General features: G+C 60.3%; 17 protein-coding genes. 5 read left to right on the forward strand and 12 right to left on the reverse strand.

Annotation, left to right across the window (positions count from 1 at the left end; genetic code table 11):
- Window positions 1-106: 106 nt before the first annotated feature.
- On the reverse strand, window positions 107-997 hold the full coding sequence (locus BK662_RS09035; RefSeq protein WP_123357778.1) for an AraC family transcriptional regulator: 891 nt from the start codon (window positions 995-997) through the stop codon (window positions 107-109).
- Between the two features lie 204 nt (window positions 998-1,201).
- Here BK662_RS09035 and BK662_RS09040 point away from each other — a divergent pair, with 204 nt between their 5' ends.
- Window positions 1,202-2,254 (forward strand): NAD(P)-dependent alcohol dehydrogenase, encoded by a 1,053-nt coding sequence (locus tag BK662_RS09040; RefSeq protein ID WP_123357779.1) that lies wholly within the window; start codon window positions 1,202-1,204, stop codon window positions 2,252-2,254.
- Between the two features lie 15 nt (window positions 2,255-2,269).
- On the opposite strand, the gene BK662_RS09045 is transcribed toward BK662_RS09040, so the two are convergent.
- From BK662_RS09045 to BK662_RS09070, 6 genes are all read right to left on the reverse strand, one after another.
- On the reverse strand, window positions 2,270-3,073 hold the full coding sequence (locus tag BK662_RS09045; RefSeq protein WP_123357780.1) for an IclR family transcriptional regulator: 804 nt from the start codon (window positions 3,071-3,073) through the stop codon (window positions 2,270-2,272).
- 60 nt (window positions 3,074-3,133) lie between these two features.
- Entirely contained in the window at window positions 3,134-4,444 is a 1,311-nt protein-coding gene (locus tag BK662_RS09050; protein ID WP_123357781.1) for an MFS transporter, read from the reverse strand.
- 190 nt (window positions 4,445-4,634) lie between these two features.
- Window positions 4,635-5,783, reverse strand: coding sequence for a galactonate dehydratase (gene dgoD, locus BK662_RS09055; protein WP_123357782.1), 1,149 nt, complete (start codon window positions 5,781-5,783; stop codon window positions 4,635-4,637).
- Window positions 5,784-5,830: 47 nt separating this feature from the next.
- Complete coding sequence (locus tag BK662_RS09060; protein WP_123357783.1) at window positions 5,831-6,451, reverse strand: 2-dehydro-3-deoxy-6-phosphogalactonate aldolase; 621 nt, start codon at window positions 6,449-6,451, stop codon at window positions 5,831-5,833.
- 19 nt (window positions 6,452-6,470) lie between these two features.
- Window positions 6,471-7,463, reverse strand: a complete 993-nt coding sequence (locus BK662_RS09065) for a 2-dehydro-3-deoxygalactonokinase (protein WP_123357784.1) — start codon at window positions 7,461-7,463, stop codon at window positions 6,471-6,473.
- Between the two features lie 216 nt (window positions 7,464-7,679).
- Window positions 7,680-8,162, reverse strand: coding sequence for a GNAT family N-acetyltransferase (locus BK662_RS09070; RefSeq protein ID WP_123357785.1), 483 nt, complete (start codon window positions 8,160-8,162; stop codon window positions 7,680-7,682).
- Window positions 8,163-8,463: 301 nt separating this feature from the next.
- Here BK662_RS09070 and BK662_RS09075 point away from each other — a divergent pair, with 301 nt between their 5' ends.
- From BK662_RS09075 to BK662_RS09090, 4 genes are all read left to right on the forward strand, one after another.
- Window positions 8,464-9,120: an HD domain-containing protein gene (locus BK662_RS09075; RefSeq protein ID WP_123357786.1), complete on the forward strand. Its 657-nt coding sequence runs from the start codon at window positions 8,464-8,466 to the stop codon at window positions 9,118-9,120.
- A 93-nt stretch (window positions 9,121-9,213) separates the two neighbouring features.
- A complete protein-coding gene (locus BK662_RS09080) occupies window positions 9,214-9,519 on the forward strand; it encodes a hypothetical protein (protein ID WP_123357787.1) in 306 nt (101 codons plus the stop codon).
- 55 nt (window positions 9,520-9,574) lie between these two features.
- Window positions 9,575-9,829, forward strand: a complete 255-nt coding sequence (locus BK662_RS09085) for a hypothetical protein (RefSeq protein WP_038982112.1) — start codon at window positions 9,575-9,577, stop codon at window positions 9,827-9,829.
- 43 nt (window positions 9,830-9,872) lie between these two features.
- A complete protein-coding gene (locus BK662_RS09090; RefSeq protein WP_050683264.1) occupies window positions 9,873-10,253 on the forward strand; it encodes a Rho termination factor N-terminal domain-containing protein in 381 nt (126 codons plus the stop codon).
- A 135-nt stretch (window positions 10,254-10,388) separates the two neighbouring features.
- Here BK662_RS09090 and BK662_RS09095 read toward each other — a convergent pair whose 3' ends face one another.
- The 5 genes from BK662_RS09095 to araH form a co-directional block, all read right to left on the reverse strand.
- Window positions 10,389-11,318, reverse strand: a complete 930-nt coding sequence (locus tag BK662_RS09095; protein WP_123357788.1) for a PfkB family carbohydrate kinase — start codon at window positions 11,316-11,318, stop codon at window positions 10,389-10,391.
- On the reverse strand, window positions 11,311-12,777 hold the full coding sequence (locus BK662_RS09100) for a purine-cytosine permease family protein (RefSeq protein ID WP_123357789.1): 1,467 nt from the start codon (window positions 12,775-12,777) through the stop codon (window positions 11,311-11,313). Before BK662_RS09100 ends, BK662_RS09095 begins: the two co-directional genes overlap by 8 nt.
- Window positions 12,778-12,986: 209 nt before the next feature.
- Window positions 12,987-13,994 (reverse strand): ADP-ribosylglycohydrolase family protein, encoded by a 1,008-nt coding sequence (locus tag BK662_RS09105; RefSeq protein WP_123357790.1) that lies wholly within the window; start codon window positions 13,992-13,994, stop codon window positions 12,987-12,989.
- Window positions 13,991-14,704 (reverse strand): GntR family transcriptional regulator, encoded by a 714-nt coding sequence (locus tag BK662_RS09110; RefSeq protein ID WP_123357791.1) that lies wholly within the window; start codon window positions 14,702-14,704, stop codon window positions 13,991-13,993. The genes BK662_RS09105 and BK662_RS09110 overlap by 4 nt, the downstream gene beginning before the upstream one ends.
- A 254-nt stretch (window positions 14,705-14,958) precedes the next feature.
- On the reverse strand, window positions 14,959-15,927 hold the full coding sequence (gene araH / locus BK662_RS09115; protein WP_123357792.1) for an L-arabinose ABC transporter permease AraH: 969 nt from the start codon (window positions 15,925-15,927) through the stop codon (window positions 14,959-14,961).
- Window positions 15,928-15,931 lie beyond the last annotated feature (4 nt).

The following is a 15,931-nucleotide window of genomic DNA, read 5'->3' on the forward strand; positions in this document are numbered from 1 at the left end:
AAAGGCTCCCGAAATGGGGGCCTTTTTGTTGCCCGTAATCCAGGCATCAACACCAAACCAATGTGGGAGCGGGCTTGCTCGCTCCCACAAGGGGATTGGTGGTGTATCAAGCAGCGCGCTCATCCCCGGGATTGCGCTCAAAGTAACGCTTGTACTCGCGACTGAACTGCGACGTGCTCTGATACCCCACCCGATGCGCCACCTGGGCCACGCCCAACCCTTCGCCCAGCAACAACTGCTGGGCCCTGAGCAAGCGTAAACGCTTCAAATACTGCACCGGTGACAACAAGGTGCTGCGTTTGAAATGCTCATGAAACGTCGACGCGCTCATGTTCGCGCAACTGGCCAGGGTCTCGACGTTCAGCGGCTCGGTGTAATGCGCATGCAGATGACTCAGGGACGCCGCGATCCGCGCGAACTGCCCCTGTTGTTCCACCAGCGCCCGCAACACATCGGCTTGCGGCCCTCGCAACGCCACGAACAACAATTCACGCAAGCGCGCCGGGCCCATGATCTGGCATTCCAGCGGATCGTGCAGGCAGCGCAACAACCGTTCCACACAACCGCGCATGGCATCGTCGAGGACTGCCGAGGTCATGGACTCAGGCGTCTGTGCGGGAACAGTGCGCCCCGGCGCCAGCCCCATGCCCAGCACCAATTCACTGAGCAGGACCCGGTCAATGGCGATGGAAACGCCTAGCATCGGGCCATCTGGAGCTGAAAAAGTCTCGCATTCGAAGGGTACTGGCAACGCCTGAATCAGGTAATACCCAGCGCCATATTCCAGAGTACGCGGGCCTAGATGCGCCAACTTGCCGCCCTGGGCGATGATGACCAGGCTTGGCTCGTAGATTTGCGGGCCACGGGTGACATCACAACTGGCTCGCATAAGCTGCACGCCCGGCAACGCGGTAGGCGCAAAGCCGTCGCGGGTGATCAGCGGCTGGATCAACGAAACCAGGGTGGCATTGGCGTCGAGGTGACGGGTCAACAACATGGGGGAGCTCTTCACAAAAGAAGTCACAAAAAAGTCGCGAAAAAAGGGATGAAAGCATCATCGCAGGTCTGAACGCCAATGCGACCAATCAACGGTGCAAGCCGGAGGATTAGGCATGACACCCGGAGGAATCGCCATGGCCGGTAACCCGTGCGGCGCCCAGAATTGCTCGCCTCACCTGTCACTGCTTTTGCGAGGTTCACCATGTACACCGCCATCGGCTACGCCGCTCAATCAGCCACCACTCCCCTCGCCCCGATGAAATTCGAACGCCGCAGCCCACGCGCCGACGACGTTGCGATCGACATTCTCTATTGCGGCGTCTGCCATTCCGACATCCATCAGGCACGCAACGAGTGGGGCATTGCTGTTTACCCACTGATGCCCGGCCACGAGATCGTCGGAAAAGTCACCGCCGTCGGTGCGAATGTTACCCAACACAAGGTCGGCGATCTGGTCGGCGTCGGCTGCATGGTCGACTCGTGCCGTCACTGCGAAGCCTGCAAGGCGGATCTGGAGCAATACTGCCTGGAAGGTACGACCATGACGTACGCCACCCCGGACCGGGTCGATGGCAGCAACACCATGGGCGGCTACTCCGACAGCATCGTGGTCAGCGAGCACTTTGTCGTGCGCATCCCGGAGAAACTCGACCCGGCCAGCGCCGCGCCGATTCTGTGCGCCGGCATCACCACCTACTCGCCGCTCAAGCACTACGGGGTCAAGGCCGGCGACAAGGTCGGGATTCTCGGCATGGGTGGCCTCGGCCACATGGGCATCAAGTTCGCCAAGGCGATGGGCGCTGAAGTGACGTTGTTCACCCGCTCGGCGAGCAAGGCTGAAGAAGGTCGTCGTCAAGGCGCGGACCACGTGATCGTGTCCACCGACGCAGAACAGATGAAAGCCGCCGCGGGACATTTCGACTTCCTGCTGGACACCATTCCGGTGCAGCACGACCTCAATCCCTACCTCGATACCCTGCGTTTCGACGGCGTACACATTCTGGTGGGCTTGATTGAACCGATCGATCCACCGGTCCACGCTGCCAAACTGGTACTGGGTCGTCGTGTGCTGGCCGGCTCGCTGATCGGCGGTATCGCCGAAACCCAGGAAGTGCTGGATTTCTGCGCCGAACACAGCATCACCTGCGACATCGAAATGCTCGACATCCGCCAGATCAACGAGGCTTACACCCGCATGATTGCCGGTGATGTGAAATACCGCTTCGTCATCGATATGGCGACGCTGAAAGTCTGATCAGACCCGCTCGACTTATACCTTCAACCCGAGCTCCGCCGACAGCCGGGCTGTGACCCCTTTGATCAGGGGAATCAGCTCGGCCATTTTTTCCAGCGGCATGTACGGCACGGTGCTGGCAATGCTGATACCGGCGACAATGCGCTTGCTGGCATCGCGGATCGGCGCCGCCACGCAGCGGATCGACGGTTCGTTGTCTTCCAGGTCGAAGGCGTACCCGCCGGCCACGTACTCAATCATGCGCTGCTGAAACTGCTCCCAGGATTGCTCCGGGTGCTGCGGCCAGAACTGATTTTTCCCACCCACCGGCAAACTGATTTCGTACAGCCGTTGCCATTCTGCCTGCGTGTCATCGAGCATCAGCGCCTTACCGATCCCGGTACGCGCCAACGGCATGCGATGACCGACCCGCGAACGCATTTCCGGACCATTGCGCCCCGGATTCTTGTGCAGGTACAGCACCTCGTCGCCCTCACGAATCGCCAAGTGAATGGTGTCGCCGGTCAACGCCGACAACTCATCCAGATACGGCCCCGCCAGCGTCACCAATGGCAGCTCTTCACGTGCCTGGAAACCCAGCTCGATCAGTTTCGGCCCCAGCAGATAACCGACTTGCGGCACCACCCGCAGATAACGCTCGTCCACCAGGCAACTGGCCAGACGATGAGTGGTGCTGCGCGTCGTGCCGATCAGCCGGGCGATTTCCTTGAGATCGCGGGCGCCACAGGCCACGGCCTGAACCACACCCAGGCCACGAAGCAGTGTCTGGGTGCCAGTCGGCGCAGCGTCCTTGGCGATTTTTGGGGCGTCTTCCTGCATATCCAGCCTTTACCGTTGAGCGAGTGAACGGGCGGCATTATGGTCGCCCGATGGCCGCGACTACAACTTGATACGCTCGACCTTGCCCACCAGCAACACGTAGGAAAGCGCACCCAACAACGCCAGAACCGAGATATAGGTAATCGCCGGGGCAAACGAATCACCGGAAGCGAGAAAACCGATGACGATGGGCGTGGTAATCGCCGCCAGGTTACCGATGAAATTGAACACCCCACCGGTCAATCCAAGCAAGCGCGCCGGGGCCAGGGTCGACACCAAGGACCAGGTAATCGAAGCCAGGCCATTGCCGAAGAAGGCCAACGCAAGGAAGGCAATCACCAGAGGCGTCGACTCGACGAAATTGGCACCGATGATCGAAGTGGAAATCAGCAGACCACCAATGATCGGCAACTTGCGGGCGAAACCCACCGTGTAGCCGCGACGGATCAAAAAGTCCGAGAAGAACCCCGAACACAGCACGCCGACGAAGGCCGCCAGAAACGGTAGCGACGCCAGCAAGCCAGACTTGATGAAGTCCATGCCGCGATATTTCACCAGGTAGGTCGGGAACCACGTCAGAAAAAACCACAGGGTCGAGTTGAGGCAGAACTGACCGAGGTAAATACCCCAGAGTTTGCGTTTGGTCAGAACGATGCCGAGATCGGTCCAGCTGAATTTCGCCTTGGTCTTCGCGGTTTCTGCCTGGATATCCACCAGCCCGCCGCCTTCGCGGATCAGCTCGATTTCAGCATCATTGGCGCCCTTGAAATCCCGTGGCTCGCGATACACCGCGTACCAGATCACCGCCCAGATAATGCCCACCACGCCAGTGCTGACAAACACCATGTGCCAGCCATATTGGTGCTGCAGCCAGGCCAATACAGGCGTCAGGAACGCCAGACCAACGAATTGCCCGGACGTGTAGAAACCAATGGCGGTGGCACGTTCGCGCTCGGGGAACCAGGTCGTCACCACGCGGCTATTGATCGGATAGGCCGGCGCTTCCAGGGCACCGACCGCCATGCGCAGCACGAACAGCGCGATGAAACTGGCAGCGAAGCCGAGCATCACCGTAACCAGCGACCACAGCAGCAAGGCGACGCTATACAGGATGCGCGGCGGCACCCGGTCCACCAGCCAGCCGCCGGGGATCTGCATGGCGGCGTAAGTCCAGCCGAAGGCGGAAAAGATCAGCCCGACATGGATCGGATCGATGCCCAGATCGCTGGTCAGCGCCGGGGCGGCAATGGACAGATTACTGCGGTCCAGGTAGTTGATCACCACGGTGATGAACAACAGGACCATGATGAAAAACCGCTTGCGGCTCGGCGTCACCAACGACGCCTGCCCGGTGAGGGTTTGCGGTTGCATGAGAGATGCCTCTTCTTATGTTTATTGAGGTCGTGGAACGAACATGAACGCGGATCTCCTCTGCCTGGAGATAAAACCTGTGGGAGCGAGCCTGCTCGCGATGGCGTCTTGTCAGTCACATCAATGTCGGATGTGCCGCCATCATCGCGAGCAGGCTCGCTCCCACAGGGGTCGGTGGTGTATCAGCCACTCACCACTCGGCAAAGCTGCCATCGGCATGGCGCCAGATCGGGTTGCGCCAGCGGTGGCCGACGGCGGCGCGTTCGATCACGTATTCCTCGTTGATCTCGATGCCCAGGCCCGGACCATTGGGGATTTTCACGAAGCCCTTGTCGTAGTCGAATACCCGCGGATCTTTCACATAATCGAGCAGGTCATTGCTCTCGTTGTAATGGATGCCCAGGCTCTGCTCCTGGATGAATGCGTTGTAGCAAACAGCATCCAGTTGCAGGCACGCGGCCAGGGCAATCGGGCCCAACGGGCAATGCAGCGCCAGTGCCACGTCGTAGGCTTCGGCCATGTTGGCGATCTTGCGGGTTTCGGTGATGCCACCTGCGTGGGAGGCATCGGGCTGGATGATGTCGACGTAGCCTTCGCTGAGCACCCGCTTGAAATCCCAACGCGAAAACAACCGCTCGCCGAGGGCAATCGGTGTGCTGGTCAGCGGTGCGAGTTCTTTCAGCGCTTCGTAGTTTTCGCTGAGCACCGGCTCTTCGATGAACATCAGTTTGTACGGGTCGAGCTCCTTTATCAGCACCTTGGCCATGGGCTTGTGTACCCGACCATGGAAGTCCACGCCGATGCCGACATTCGGGCCGACGGCATCGCGTACGGCGGCGACGTTGGCCAAGGCCAGATCGACCTTCTCGAAGGAATCGAGGAATTGCAGTTCTTCGGTGCCATTCATTTTCACCGCCGTGAAACCACGGCTGACCGCTTCTTTCGCGGCGCGAGCGGTGTCCGCCGGGCGATCACCACCGATCCACGAATAAACGCGGATCTTGTCCCGTACCTGACCACCCAACAGATCACTGACCGACACACCCAGGGCCTTGCCCTTGATGTCCCACAACGCCTGGTCGATGCCGGCCAGGGCGCTCATGTGGATCGCACCGCCACGGTAGAAGCCGCCACGGTAGAGCACGGTCCAGATGTCTTCGATGTTGCGTGGGTCTTTGCCGATCAGGTAGTCGGACAATTCCTCAACCGCAGCAGCGACGGTGTGCGCGCGGCCTTCGACCACGGGCTCACCCCAACCGGTCACGCCCTCGTCGGTTTCGACCTTGAGGAAGCACCAGCGCGGCGGAACGATGAAGGTGGTGAGTTTGGTGATTTTCATCTCTATTGTCTCTCTTGTAGATGTAGCGCTCACAGCGCCAAAAAGTCTTAACGCAAAGCATTCCAGGCAGCGACATACGCCTTGGCGCGCACCGCTACTTCGTCAGCCGTCATGCCCGGTTTGAACAACCCGGAACCGAGACCGAAACCTTTGACGCCGGCCTCGACAAACACCTGCATGTTGTCCGGCGTAATCCCGCCCACCGGCACCAGCACCGTCCCCGCCGGCAACACCGCCAGCCAAGCTTTCACAACGGCGGGGCCCATCTGTTCGGCCGGGAACATCTTCAGCACATCCGCCCCTTCGCCCAATGCAGCAAAGGCTTCGGTCGGGGTCGCGACACCCGGCGACAGGAACAGCCCCGCCGCTTTCGCCGCACGCAACACCTTGGCATCGCTATGAGGCATGACGATCACTTGGCCGCCCGCCGCTTTCACTTGCTCGACCTGTTCCGGCGTCAACACCGTGCCCGCACCGATCAGGCAATCGGCGGGTAAGGTACTGCGCAGGATGCGGATACTTTCGTACGGCTCGGGGGAGTTAAGCGGCACTTCGATGACACGAAATCCGGCCGAGTACAGGACTTCGCCAACAGCTGCCGCTTCTTGCGGACGCAGGCCACGCAGGATCGCGATCAGACCGTTTTGTGCCAGTGCTTGCTTGAGCATGTCAGACCTCCAGTCAGGTTTAACGGGATGGGGGTGTCGTGATCAGTCCGGCGGCGACCGCCAACTGCCACAACCCGCGTTCGGTGGCCTGCTCGGCCAGGGTCACGCGGGCAAAACCGCAGGCGTCGAGCGCCCGGCTGTAGCGGGCGCAGAGTTGGGCATTGCCGATGAGGATGATCGAAGGCAGATGCACGCTGTTGCGTCGGCGCCGCAGAACGTTGGCGAGGGCCGACAGTTCATGGCCGATCAACAGGCCGGACAGATAGTCCGGCTGAGCGACGGCGCTGAGTTCACCGGTCAGCCCCAGACTGCGGGCACTGAACAGCGTCGACAGCGGCCCGATCTCGCCGTCCGCCGACAAGGCCACCCGCACGCCACGATCAAACGCTTCGCCATCGAAGGACGCGCCGCGCTGCTGAGTGCGACCGAGAATGCTGTGTTCACTGAGGACGGCGAAGATTTCGCCGGTCATGAACGTATCGAAATGCACGATGCAGCCGTCGGCCACTTCCACCCACTTCGAATGGCTGCCCGGCAAGCCGATCAACAAATCGTTGCCCGCCCCGCTCGGCAAATTCTGCAACACGCCGAGGACTTGGGTTTCCTCGCCGCGCATCACGTTCGGCAAGCGCGAACGCTGAATCACGCCCGGCACGATATGCACATCGACACCGCGAAGGCTGCGAACGGTTTGTAGGGAAGTTCCGAGATTGGCGACGTTCGCCGGCGTGTCGCAGTAGGCCGCTTCGCGCCAGCCCTGAGCACTGCCGACCATGCCGCAAGCAATCACCGGCAAATCGGGCTGCGCGTCGAGCCAGTCACCGCAGGCCTCATCGAAGGCCAATTCAAAACCGTCGGCACATTCCTGGCCGGCGATGATTCGCGGCGTCTTGGGCAGCTGCATGATCCCGGACGACAGCGCACGCTGTTCCAGCACCTGGCCACCGAAGCCGAGTTTGTAAGCACGTAATGAGGTTGTCCCCCAATCGAGCGCGATCAATTGCGCCAGCATCGCTTCACCTGTTTTGTTTTTTGGCAGTGAGTGAGCTGGACTATAAACCTGGACGAAGGCAAATCTCAATATATAAATATCTATCCCACATATTGGGAGAAATACAAAAAAAGATCGCAGCCTTCGTCAGCTCCTACACGAGATTGTGTTCGACCGCGTTATTGCGTCGTACATCAAATCGGTAGGAGTTGCCGAAGGCTGCGATCTTTTAGGGGGTCAATTGCCCTCGGCAAAATCCCTTAACACCGCCCCATCCATCCGATACCGCACCCACTCCTCCTGCGGCTGTGCACCGAGGGATTTGTAGAATTCGATCGCCGGTTTGTTCCAGTCCAGCACGCTCCATTCGAAACGCCCGCAGTCATTGGCGCAGGCGATTTTGGCCAAGTGGCGCAGCAAGGTTTTACCGGCGCCGCCGCCCCGTTGTTCGGGAGTGATGTAGAGGTCTTCGAGGTACAGGCAGTTGCTGCCCAACCAGGTCGAATAGCTGAAAAAGAACACCGCAAAGCCGATCGGCGAGCCATCGCGCAGGCAGATCAGGCCATGAGCGGTGGCGCCCTCGCTGAACAGGCTACGCTCGATGTCGGCGACGCTGGCGATGACTTCGTGGCGGGCACGTTCGAAGTCCGCCAGTTCAGTGATGAACGCGAGGATTTGCGGAGCATCGCTGGGGGTTGCCGAGCGGATTTCGATCGTCATGAACGTGCCTTGTGAAAAGTTGAAAACGCCATACTAAGTCCGCGCGCGATGCTCGTCACATTTGAATGCAAAACGACATGTAGCATCGCTGTTTTGTTGCACTTTGTGTAAACGGACCAGCCTGCGAAATCAGCATGATTGTGCTAGTCAGTTAAGGTGCAGAACCTGTGGGAGCGGGCTTGCTCGCGAAGAGGGAGTATCAGTCGACATTAATGTTGCCTGGCACAGCGCCTTCGCGAGCAAGCCCGCTCCCACAGGGTGCTCATTGATCACAAAAACCGAGTCGAATCCAAGGAATTCCATGACCATCACCGCTTTCGCGCCGCTGCACAATCTGGCTTCTGAACTGCTGCCTCATGCACTGGAACCTGGTGAGGATGGCGCCCATGATCTGTCGCACTTGCAGCGGGTGTGGCACAACGTGCGCACGCTTCATGCCGAAGAAGGCGGTGATCTTGAGGTGCTGCTGGCAGCCGTGCTGTTGCACGATTGTGTGGCGGTAGAGAAGAACTCGCCGCAGCGCTCACAGGCATCACGACTGGCGGCGCAGAAAGCTTCGACAGTTCTGATAGCCATCGATTGGCCTGGCGCAAAAATCACAGCGGTCGTTCACGCCATCGAAGCCCACAGCTTCAGCGCCAACATCACCCCCATCACCCTCGAAGCGAAAATCATCCAGGACGCCGACCGTCTGGACTCCCTTGGCATGCTTGGCGTGGCGCGTACCTTCTACATCGCCGGGCGCATGGGCAGTGCGCTGTACGACCCTTTGGACCCAGAAGCAAAAGAACGGGACTACGACGACAAACGTTTTTGCCTCGATCATTTCCAGACCAAGCTGCTGCACCTGGCGGACGGCTTCCAAACGACTGCCGGTCAACGTCTGGCACTGATTCGCCACGAACGCCTGAAGGGTTTCATGGAGCTGTTCAAGGAAGAAATCGGCGTCGACCAATAAGCTTGAGCGACACCACTCGTCGTTCATCAGGCACCAATCCAGGTCAGGAAGGACCAATATCGGGTAAGGACTCTAATCAACGGAGACGACACCATGATCACGTCCCGACTGACCGCCCTCGCTCTCACCACATTGCTCACCTCTGTCGCGTTCGCCGCGACCAGCTCTTCCGGGACCGACCCGACCGATCCAATCGAAAGGCCCGAATCTGCGGCCACCCAAGGCATCGACAGCGGCCGGTCGCCTTCTGCGACGGCCACAGACCCACGGATTTATCACGACGATGCGGGCGAGATGAATACACCCAGTACCCAGACTCCCGACAACGCCGGAACCGGCGTCGGCTCGAAAACCACCACCGGTGGCTCGGGCTCCGAAGGCCGTAGCGTCAATCAATAAGTTCGCCGACGCGAGTGAACATGCAATACCTACCCATCCTGACGAAGAGGTAACCATGAACGTCGATAAAAACCTGGAAAAAGAAGTCCTGACCCGCCTGCTGCACGCCCACCCAAATGGCTTGGGCAAGGAGGTTCTGGACAATTACCGGGGGGAGAGAGTCGTGGCCAGCACGCTCGCGACTCTGCAGGAACGCGGGCTGATCCAGCACGGTCATGTGACCTGCAACGAAGCCGGCGAGCACTCGTTGAACCTGCCGATCAAACTCAGCGCCGCTGGGGTTGAGGCGGCGCGCAAGCTGGATGTCTAACCGAGTAGGCGCTTCGCCAGCTCCTACAGCCAGGAGAAATCCCATGCCTCGTGGAAGTAAAGACAAATACACCGCCGAGCAAAAACGCAAGGCCGAACACATCGAAGAAAGCTACGAGCACAAAGGCGTGTCGAAAGATGAAGCCGAAGCTCGAGCCTGGGCCACGGTGAACAAGCAGTCGGGCGGAGGTGAACGCGCCGGCGGCTCCGGGCGCAAGAAGCCGGCCAGCGCCAAGTCTGCAGATCGCAAGGAATCGGCCCGACGTGCGGTGGCCACCCGTGAAGGCAAGCCGCGCAACAGCAAGGCTTCGCGCGATACGCAGACGGTGGACAGCCTGATGAAAGAAGCCCGGGCGAAGAAGATTCCGGGGCGCTCGAGCATGCGCAAGCAAGAGTTGATCGAGGCGTTGCGCAAGGCCGGGTAAGGGTCCGGATTTGATGGTGAGTTTGAGGGCCCCATCGCGAGCAGGCTCGCTCCCACATTGGATTTATGCCAGCCGCCAATATTGCGGCTCACACGAATCAACTGTGGGAGCGAGCCTGCTCGCGATAGCGGTCAATCAGGCGCCATAGGTCTCGCGAATCAACGCATCCACCTCAGCCGCCCCCGGTGAAGTCGCCGGCCCCCAGCGAGTGACCGCCAACGCCGCTGCCGCATTCGCCCGCCGCGCCGCTTCGACTGCCGGTAATCCGTGCGCCAACCCGGCGACAAAAACTCCCGCGTGAGCATCCCCGGCACCATTGCTGTCCACCGCCACGACCTTGAAGCCCGGCACGTGCTGGTGATCGCCGCGCTGGCTGATCCAGCACCCTTGCGGCCCATCGCGTACCACCGTCAACACCTCGGTCGGCAGATGATCCTCCAACCGATTCAATGCCTCGTCGATTTCCTTCGCCCCGGTAAACCGCTGCGCCTCGACACGGTTGCTGGTCCACAGATCGATGCGCTGCAACAAGGCCTTCATCAGTGGCGCGTCCGGCGAATCCACCAACGGCCCCGGATCGAACACCACCTTGATCCCGTCCGGCAAATCCAGCACCCAATCCACCAGCGCCTGAGCCTTGCCGCCATGCAGCAGGCTATAGCCGCTGACATAGACAAAATCGCCCGCCTCGGCTGGCACATTCGCCAGGTCTTCGGCGGTCAATTCGCCTTCGGCACCGATGCAGGAAATGAACGTGCGCTCGGCCGAGGCTTCGGTCAGCGCGACGCACAGCCCGGTGTCGCGCTCAGTGCTCTGATCGATGCCGATCCGAATGCCTTCAGCCGTCATCGCCTCTCGGGCCATGTCGCCGAAACGGCCCTTGCCATGGCCACCGAGGTAAACCACCGGCAAACCGTTTCTCCGGGCCGCAGCCATCACATTGAAGCCACCGCCAGCCTCGAAACGGGCGGATTGCGCCAGCACGTCACTGCCCGATTGAGGCAATTTATCCACGGCCATGACCAGATCGATCATGACCTGGCCGGTGTGCAGCATTTTAGGCATGAGCCGGCTCGATCAACGCAGTGCGGCGGTCCTTGGCACCGCCGAGTACCCAGTAAATGCCACCGGCCACCAGGAACGTTACGATCCAGCCCAGGCCGTTGTGGCCCAGCCAGGAATCGGACAAAAAGCCCCGGAACCAGACATCTTGTTCAGTAGTACCGATGGTGGTGAAACTGAAACCCAGCACAATCGCCAGCGCCCATGCACCGAAGGCGCGCCACTCGACGCCGCCGCGATACCAGTAGGCGCTGCTCGGGCTGACGTCCAACAGGTCTTTGGGGCTGTAGTAATGCCGGTGAATCAGGTCGACCACAAAAATCCCGACCCACGCGGTGATCGGCACGGCCAGCAAGGAAATGAAGGTGATGAACGGGCCGTAGAAACTCTCGGCGATCAGCATGAAGTAGATCGACCCGGCGAAGATCGCAATGATATCGACCACCACCGCATACACGCGCTTGACCTTCAGGCCGAGGGTCAAGGTGGTCAAACCGGCGGAGTACACCGACAGGTTGTTCGACAGCAGCAGCCCGCCGAACGCGGTGATCAGGTATGGCACGGCCATCCAGGTCGGCAGCATGTCGCGGATTGCGACGATCGGGTCAGTGGCCGAGGCCAGATCATTGTTGCCCACTGACAGCAAACCACCGAGGGTGATCAGCAGCACCAGCGGAATCCCTGCACCGAAGGCCGCCGACGCCACCAGACGCACGGCTTTGACACTGCGGTGCTGGTAGCGCGACATGTCGGCACCGGCGTTGGCCCAACCGATCCCGGTGCCGGCGGCCATGGTGCCGATGCCGATGATCATTGCGCTCAGAGGCGCTGGCGTGGCATTGAATACGGCGCTCCAGTCGATGGTCGCGCAGAGGAAACCGCCGACCAGGATGTTCAACGCACCGAACACGTAGGTCGACCATCTCTGGATCACCAGCAACGTGGCGTGACCGAGGCCGGACACCGACAACGTCAGCAGCACAAAAATCGCAATGAACACCAGGGTCAGCAGCGGCGCGCTTTTGGCTTCCACCGGCGAGCCGAACAGAATCGAGCACAGCGACAGTAAGACGAATGCAGCGGTGGTGGTGTTGACGGTTTCCCAACCCAGACGCGACATCAGCGAGACCAGGGTCGGGCCGATATTGCCGCGTACGCCGAAGATAGCTCGCGACAACGTCAGGCTCGGTGCGCGACCACGACGACCGGCAATGGAAATGATCCCGACCACCGCGAAAGAACCGGCAGCACCGAGGATGGCGACGATGATCGCCTGCCAGATCGCCAGGCCGCGGAAGGCTACCAGCGTGGCGCCCAACGGCAAGCCGAGGATGGAAATGTTCGCCGCGAACCAGACCCAGAACAGTTGCAGTGGGTGACCGTTGCACTCCCCTTCCGGCACCGGTTCGATGCCGCGGGTTTCCAATTGCCCGACACTTTGCCCGGTGTTCGATGAACTCATAAAAATGCTCCTGTTGCCATTATTGTGGTTATGGGCAATTTCGGAAGTCGATATAACTTTCCGGCGATCCTGGCCATGTTTGTGCGCTCCATTGCGGTGAAAAATTCAAATATGCGGTGCCCCATCGCGAGCAGGCTCGCTCCCACAGGTACGGCGTGTGCCTTGAGATTGCACCATACCCTGTGGGAGCGAGCCTGCTCGCGATGGCGTCAGTGCGAATAGCGCAGAGCCAACAGCCCTTGCACCAACGGTTCCAACTCCAACGAATTAATGGCTTTGACCTTTTCGATCATCGCCACAGGCCAACTCTCAATCCCCAGACAAGCCCCAAGCATGGCGCCGAGAATCGCCGCGATGGTGTCGGTATCACCGCCCAGACTGGCAGCCATGCACAGCGCTTCGAAGGCCGTCATTTCCCCGATGACCACTTGCTGAGCCAAGGCAAACGACACCACCACCGATTCCTGCGAGGCCACCGACGTGCCGATTACGTCGTACAACAAATCCGCCAGCAACGCCTTGTCGCTGTCGACGCTGATGCGCCACGCCCAACTGATGCGCGCGGCGATACGCCCGCCAGCGACCCAGTGGCCATGGCTTTCGGCTTGCTGAGCGATCTGCTGGCCGAGGTTCAATGCCTCGCCCAGGTCCATGCCGTTGATCCCGGCAGAAACCACCGCCGCCACTGCTGCCGCGCTGGAAATTCCCAGCGAGGTATTGTGGGTGACCTGACAGGCTTGCACCACGGCGCGGATGAAACGCTCGGGATTGGCAACATCGGCCGCAATCCCCACCGGCGTGATGCGCATGGCCGCGCCATTGGTGGTGCCGTGGCGGCCGGCCTCTTCCAGCGAGTGGCCGGTGAGGATCATCTCGATCGCGCGTTTGGTCGAGGGGCCGAGCAAATCCTGCGAACCTTTGGCTTGCATCCCGGCGTCCCATTCGATCAAGCGCTGGGCCAGCACCTGCGGTTCGATCCAGCCCTCGCCTTCAATCAACAACCGACCGACCAGGATCGCCTGTTCGGTATCGTCAGTGATCGAGCCTTTGGGCATGTTGGCGGCGATCGGTTGATCCGGGCCAGCGTCTTGCAGATCGGTGATCTCGCCGAAGCGCGCCTTGATCTCGGCGCGGCTCAGGGATTGTGTCGGCATGCCCAACGCATCGCCCAGGGCCAGCCCATAGAAGGCGCCCAGCGCACGGTCCAGCGCGGTCATTTTGAAGTTCCAATTTGCAGGTGCAGACGAAAATGCACCGGATCGAGCAGGCTTTCGACCTGTTCCATGAAGCGGTTCTGACGGTCGTAAGTGGTGCGCAGGGCCTTGAGGAACACCGTGCCCTCCGGGCGCCCGAGCAATTCGGCGTCTTCGGCATTCAAGGGTTCGGCGCCGATCCACTGATCGCCGTGGTCGCCGATGTAACCGTAGGCGGCCAACGTGATGGTCAGGGAGTCATCGATCAGACCGACTCGCGGCAGGCCTTCCAGGCCTCCGGTGGCGGGCATCAATGAACGCTCAAGGGACACCAGCGTGCCGTCGGTGCCGCGGCGGCGACGGTCGAGGGTGATGAATTGATCGGTGCCGAAACGTGGTAGCAAGTCAGGACGGGTCACCGCCTCCAGCCGCAGCACTTCGGTATTGATCAGCGCCCCATTGTCGGCCAGCGCCTGGGCCCAGCCGCTGCGCTGATCGAGCACCACACCGTCGAACGTGACGATGGACCCTACCCCGCTTTGCGTAGCGATGTAGTGGCGCCGTTTCAGTTCGGCCAGGGCTTCACGCAGCGTGCCTCGGCTGACCTTGAATTCTTGAGCCAACTGATGTTCGCCCGGCAATAGAACGCCGTCCTCCATGAGGCCGTTTTCGATGCGCCGGACGAGCTCGTCGAGCACCTGTTGTTTCTTGTCAATTCGTAGCGGTCTAATCATGTACACCTCGGGTGTACCGTCATAGCTGAAACGGGTTGGGGCGAGCAAGGGATATTTTGTGAAAGTGGGTGAAGGATGCCGATTCAAAACCGACCGCTGCGCGGTCAATCGCGAGCAGGCTCGCTCCCACAAAGGATCTGCCGTGTAGACAAATTTTGTGCGCAACACAGCTCAACTGTGGGAGCGAGCCTGCTCGCGATGGCGTCGGCACATTCAAGCTCAATGTGTCAGACAGCCCACTCCCACAGAGAAAATCAGCGTTGTTTCAATCGATCAATCACCACCGCCAGCAGCAAGATCGAACCGCGAATCACGTACTGATAAAACGTATCGATATTCTTCAGGTTCATCGCATTCTCGATGATCGCCAGAATCAGCACCCCGGCAATCACATGACGAATCATCCCGATCCCGCCACTCAGCGACACCCCGCCGAGCACGCAAGCCGAGATCACCGTCAGCTCGAAACCCTGGCCAATCATCGGCTGACCGGACGTCATGCGCGACGCCAGAATCACCCCGGCCAACGCGCCGATCACACCGTGTACGGCGAAGATGATGATCTTGGTCCGATCAACGTTCACCCCGGCCAGCAACGCCGCTTCCTGGTTGCCGCCGATGGCCATGGTGTTGCGACCGTAGGTGGTGTAATTCAGCAACCAGCCGAAAAACAGGAAGCAAACGATGGTGATCAGAATCGGCACCGGCACGCCGAACAACTGACCGTTACCGAAGACGAAGAACTGCTCCTGGGACACACCGACCGCTTTGCCGTTGGCGAAAATGTAAGCCAGGCCACGCACGATCTGCATGGTCGCCAGCGTGGTGATCAACGCATTGACCCGCAGCTTGGCGATCACGATCCCATTGATCAGCCCGACGATAAGCCCCATCACCAACGCCGCACTGACGCCGAGGAACACGCTGTCGGTGTCACGCATTACCACTGCCGCAACCACGCCGGCGCAGGCAATCACCGAGCCCACCGACAAGTCGAAGTGCCCGGACGCCAGGCAATACAACATGGTGCAGGCGGCAATCCCGGTAGTGGAAATCGCCAGGCCCAGGCCGCGCATGTTCAGTGGCGACAGGAAGTTGTCGATCAGCAAGGTGCAGAGCACAAAGATCCCGACGGCCGCCAGCAGCATCACCCAGTCATCGAGAAAACGCCGCAGGTCCAGAGGTTTGCGCGGGGTTGGCAAAGCATTGTTTTGGATGGTCATAGTC

Origin of the sequence: Pseudomonas frederiksbergensis, assembly GCF_003732275.1 — a bacterium.
Classification (GTDB): Bacteria; Pseudomonadota; Gammaproteobacteria; order Pseudomonadales; family Pseudomonadaceae; genus Aquipseudomonas; species Aquipseudomonas frederiksbergensis_H.

Bases quoted from the DNA above. Each gene is read 5' to 3' on its own strand.
- dgoD (WP_123357782.1), bottom strand. From the start codon at position 5,783: ATGAAAATCACCAAACTCACCACCTTCATCGTTCCGCCGCGCTGGTGC.
- BK662_RS09035 (WP_123357778.1), bottom strand. From the start codon at position 997: ATGTTGTTGACCCGTCACCTCGACGCCAATGCCACCCTGGTTTCGTTG.
- araH (WP_123357792.1), bottom strand. From the start codon at position 15,927: ATGACCATCCAAAACAATGCTTTGCCAACCCCGCGCAAACCTCTGGAC.
- BK662_RS09050 (WP_123357781.1), bottom strand. From the start codon at position 4,444: ATGCAACCGCAAACCCTCACCGGGCAGGCGTCGTTGGTGACGCCGAGC.
- BK662_RS09090 (WP_050683264.1), top strand. From the start codon at position 9,873: ATGCCTCGTGGAAGTAAAGACAAATACACCGCCGAGCAAAAACGCAAG.
- BK662_RS09060 (WP_123357783.1), bottom strand. From the start codon at position 6,451: ATGCTCAAGCAAGCACTGGCACAAAACGGTCTGATCGCGATCCTGCGT.
- BK662_RS09080 (WP_123357787.1), top strand. From the start codon at position 9,214: ATGATCACGTCCCGACTGACCGCCCTCGCTCTCACCACATTGCTCACC.
- BK662_RS09085 (WP_038982112.1), top strand. From the start codon at position 9,575: ATGAACGTCGATAAAAACCTGGAAAAAGAAGTCCTGACCCGCCTGCTG.
- BK662_RS09100 (WP_123357789.1), bottom strand. From the start codon at position 12,777: ATGAGTTCATCGAACACCGGGCAAAGTGTCGGGCAATTGGAAACCCGC.
- BK662_RS09070 (WP_123357785.1), bottom strand. From the start codon at position 8,162: ATGACGATCGAAATCCGCTCGGCAACCCCCAGCGATGCTCCGCAAATC.
- BK662_RS09095 (WP_123357788.1), bottom strand. From the start codon at position 11,318: ATGCCTAAAATGCTGCACACCGGCCAGGTCATGATCGATCTGGTCATG.
- BK662_RS09045 (WP_123357780.1), bottom strand. From the start codon at position 3,073: ATGCAGGAAGACGCCCCAAAAATCGCCAAGGACGCTGCGCCGACTGGC.
- BK662_RS09110 (WP_123357791.1), bottom strand. From the start codon at position 14,704: ATGATTAGACCGCTACGAATTGACAAGAAACAACAGGTGCTCGACGAG.
- BK662_RS09075 (WP_123357786.1), top strand. From the start codon at position 8,464: ATGACCATCACCGCTTTCGCGCCGCTGCACAATCTGGCTTCTGAACTG.
- BK662_RS09040 (WP_123357779.1), top strand. From the start codon at position 1,202: ATGTACACCGCCATCGGCTACGCCGCTCAATCAGCCACCACTCCCCTC.
- BK662_RS09105 (WP_123357790.1), bottom strand. From the start codon at position 13,994: ATGACCGCGCTGGACCGTGCGCTGGGCGCCTTCTATGGGCTGGCCCTG.
- BK662_RS09065 (WP_123357784.1), bottom strand. From the start codon at position 7,463: ATGCTGGCGCAATTGATCGCGCTCGATTGGGGGACAACCTCATTACGT.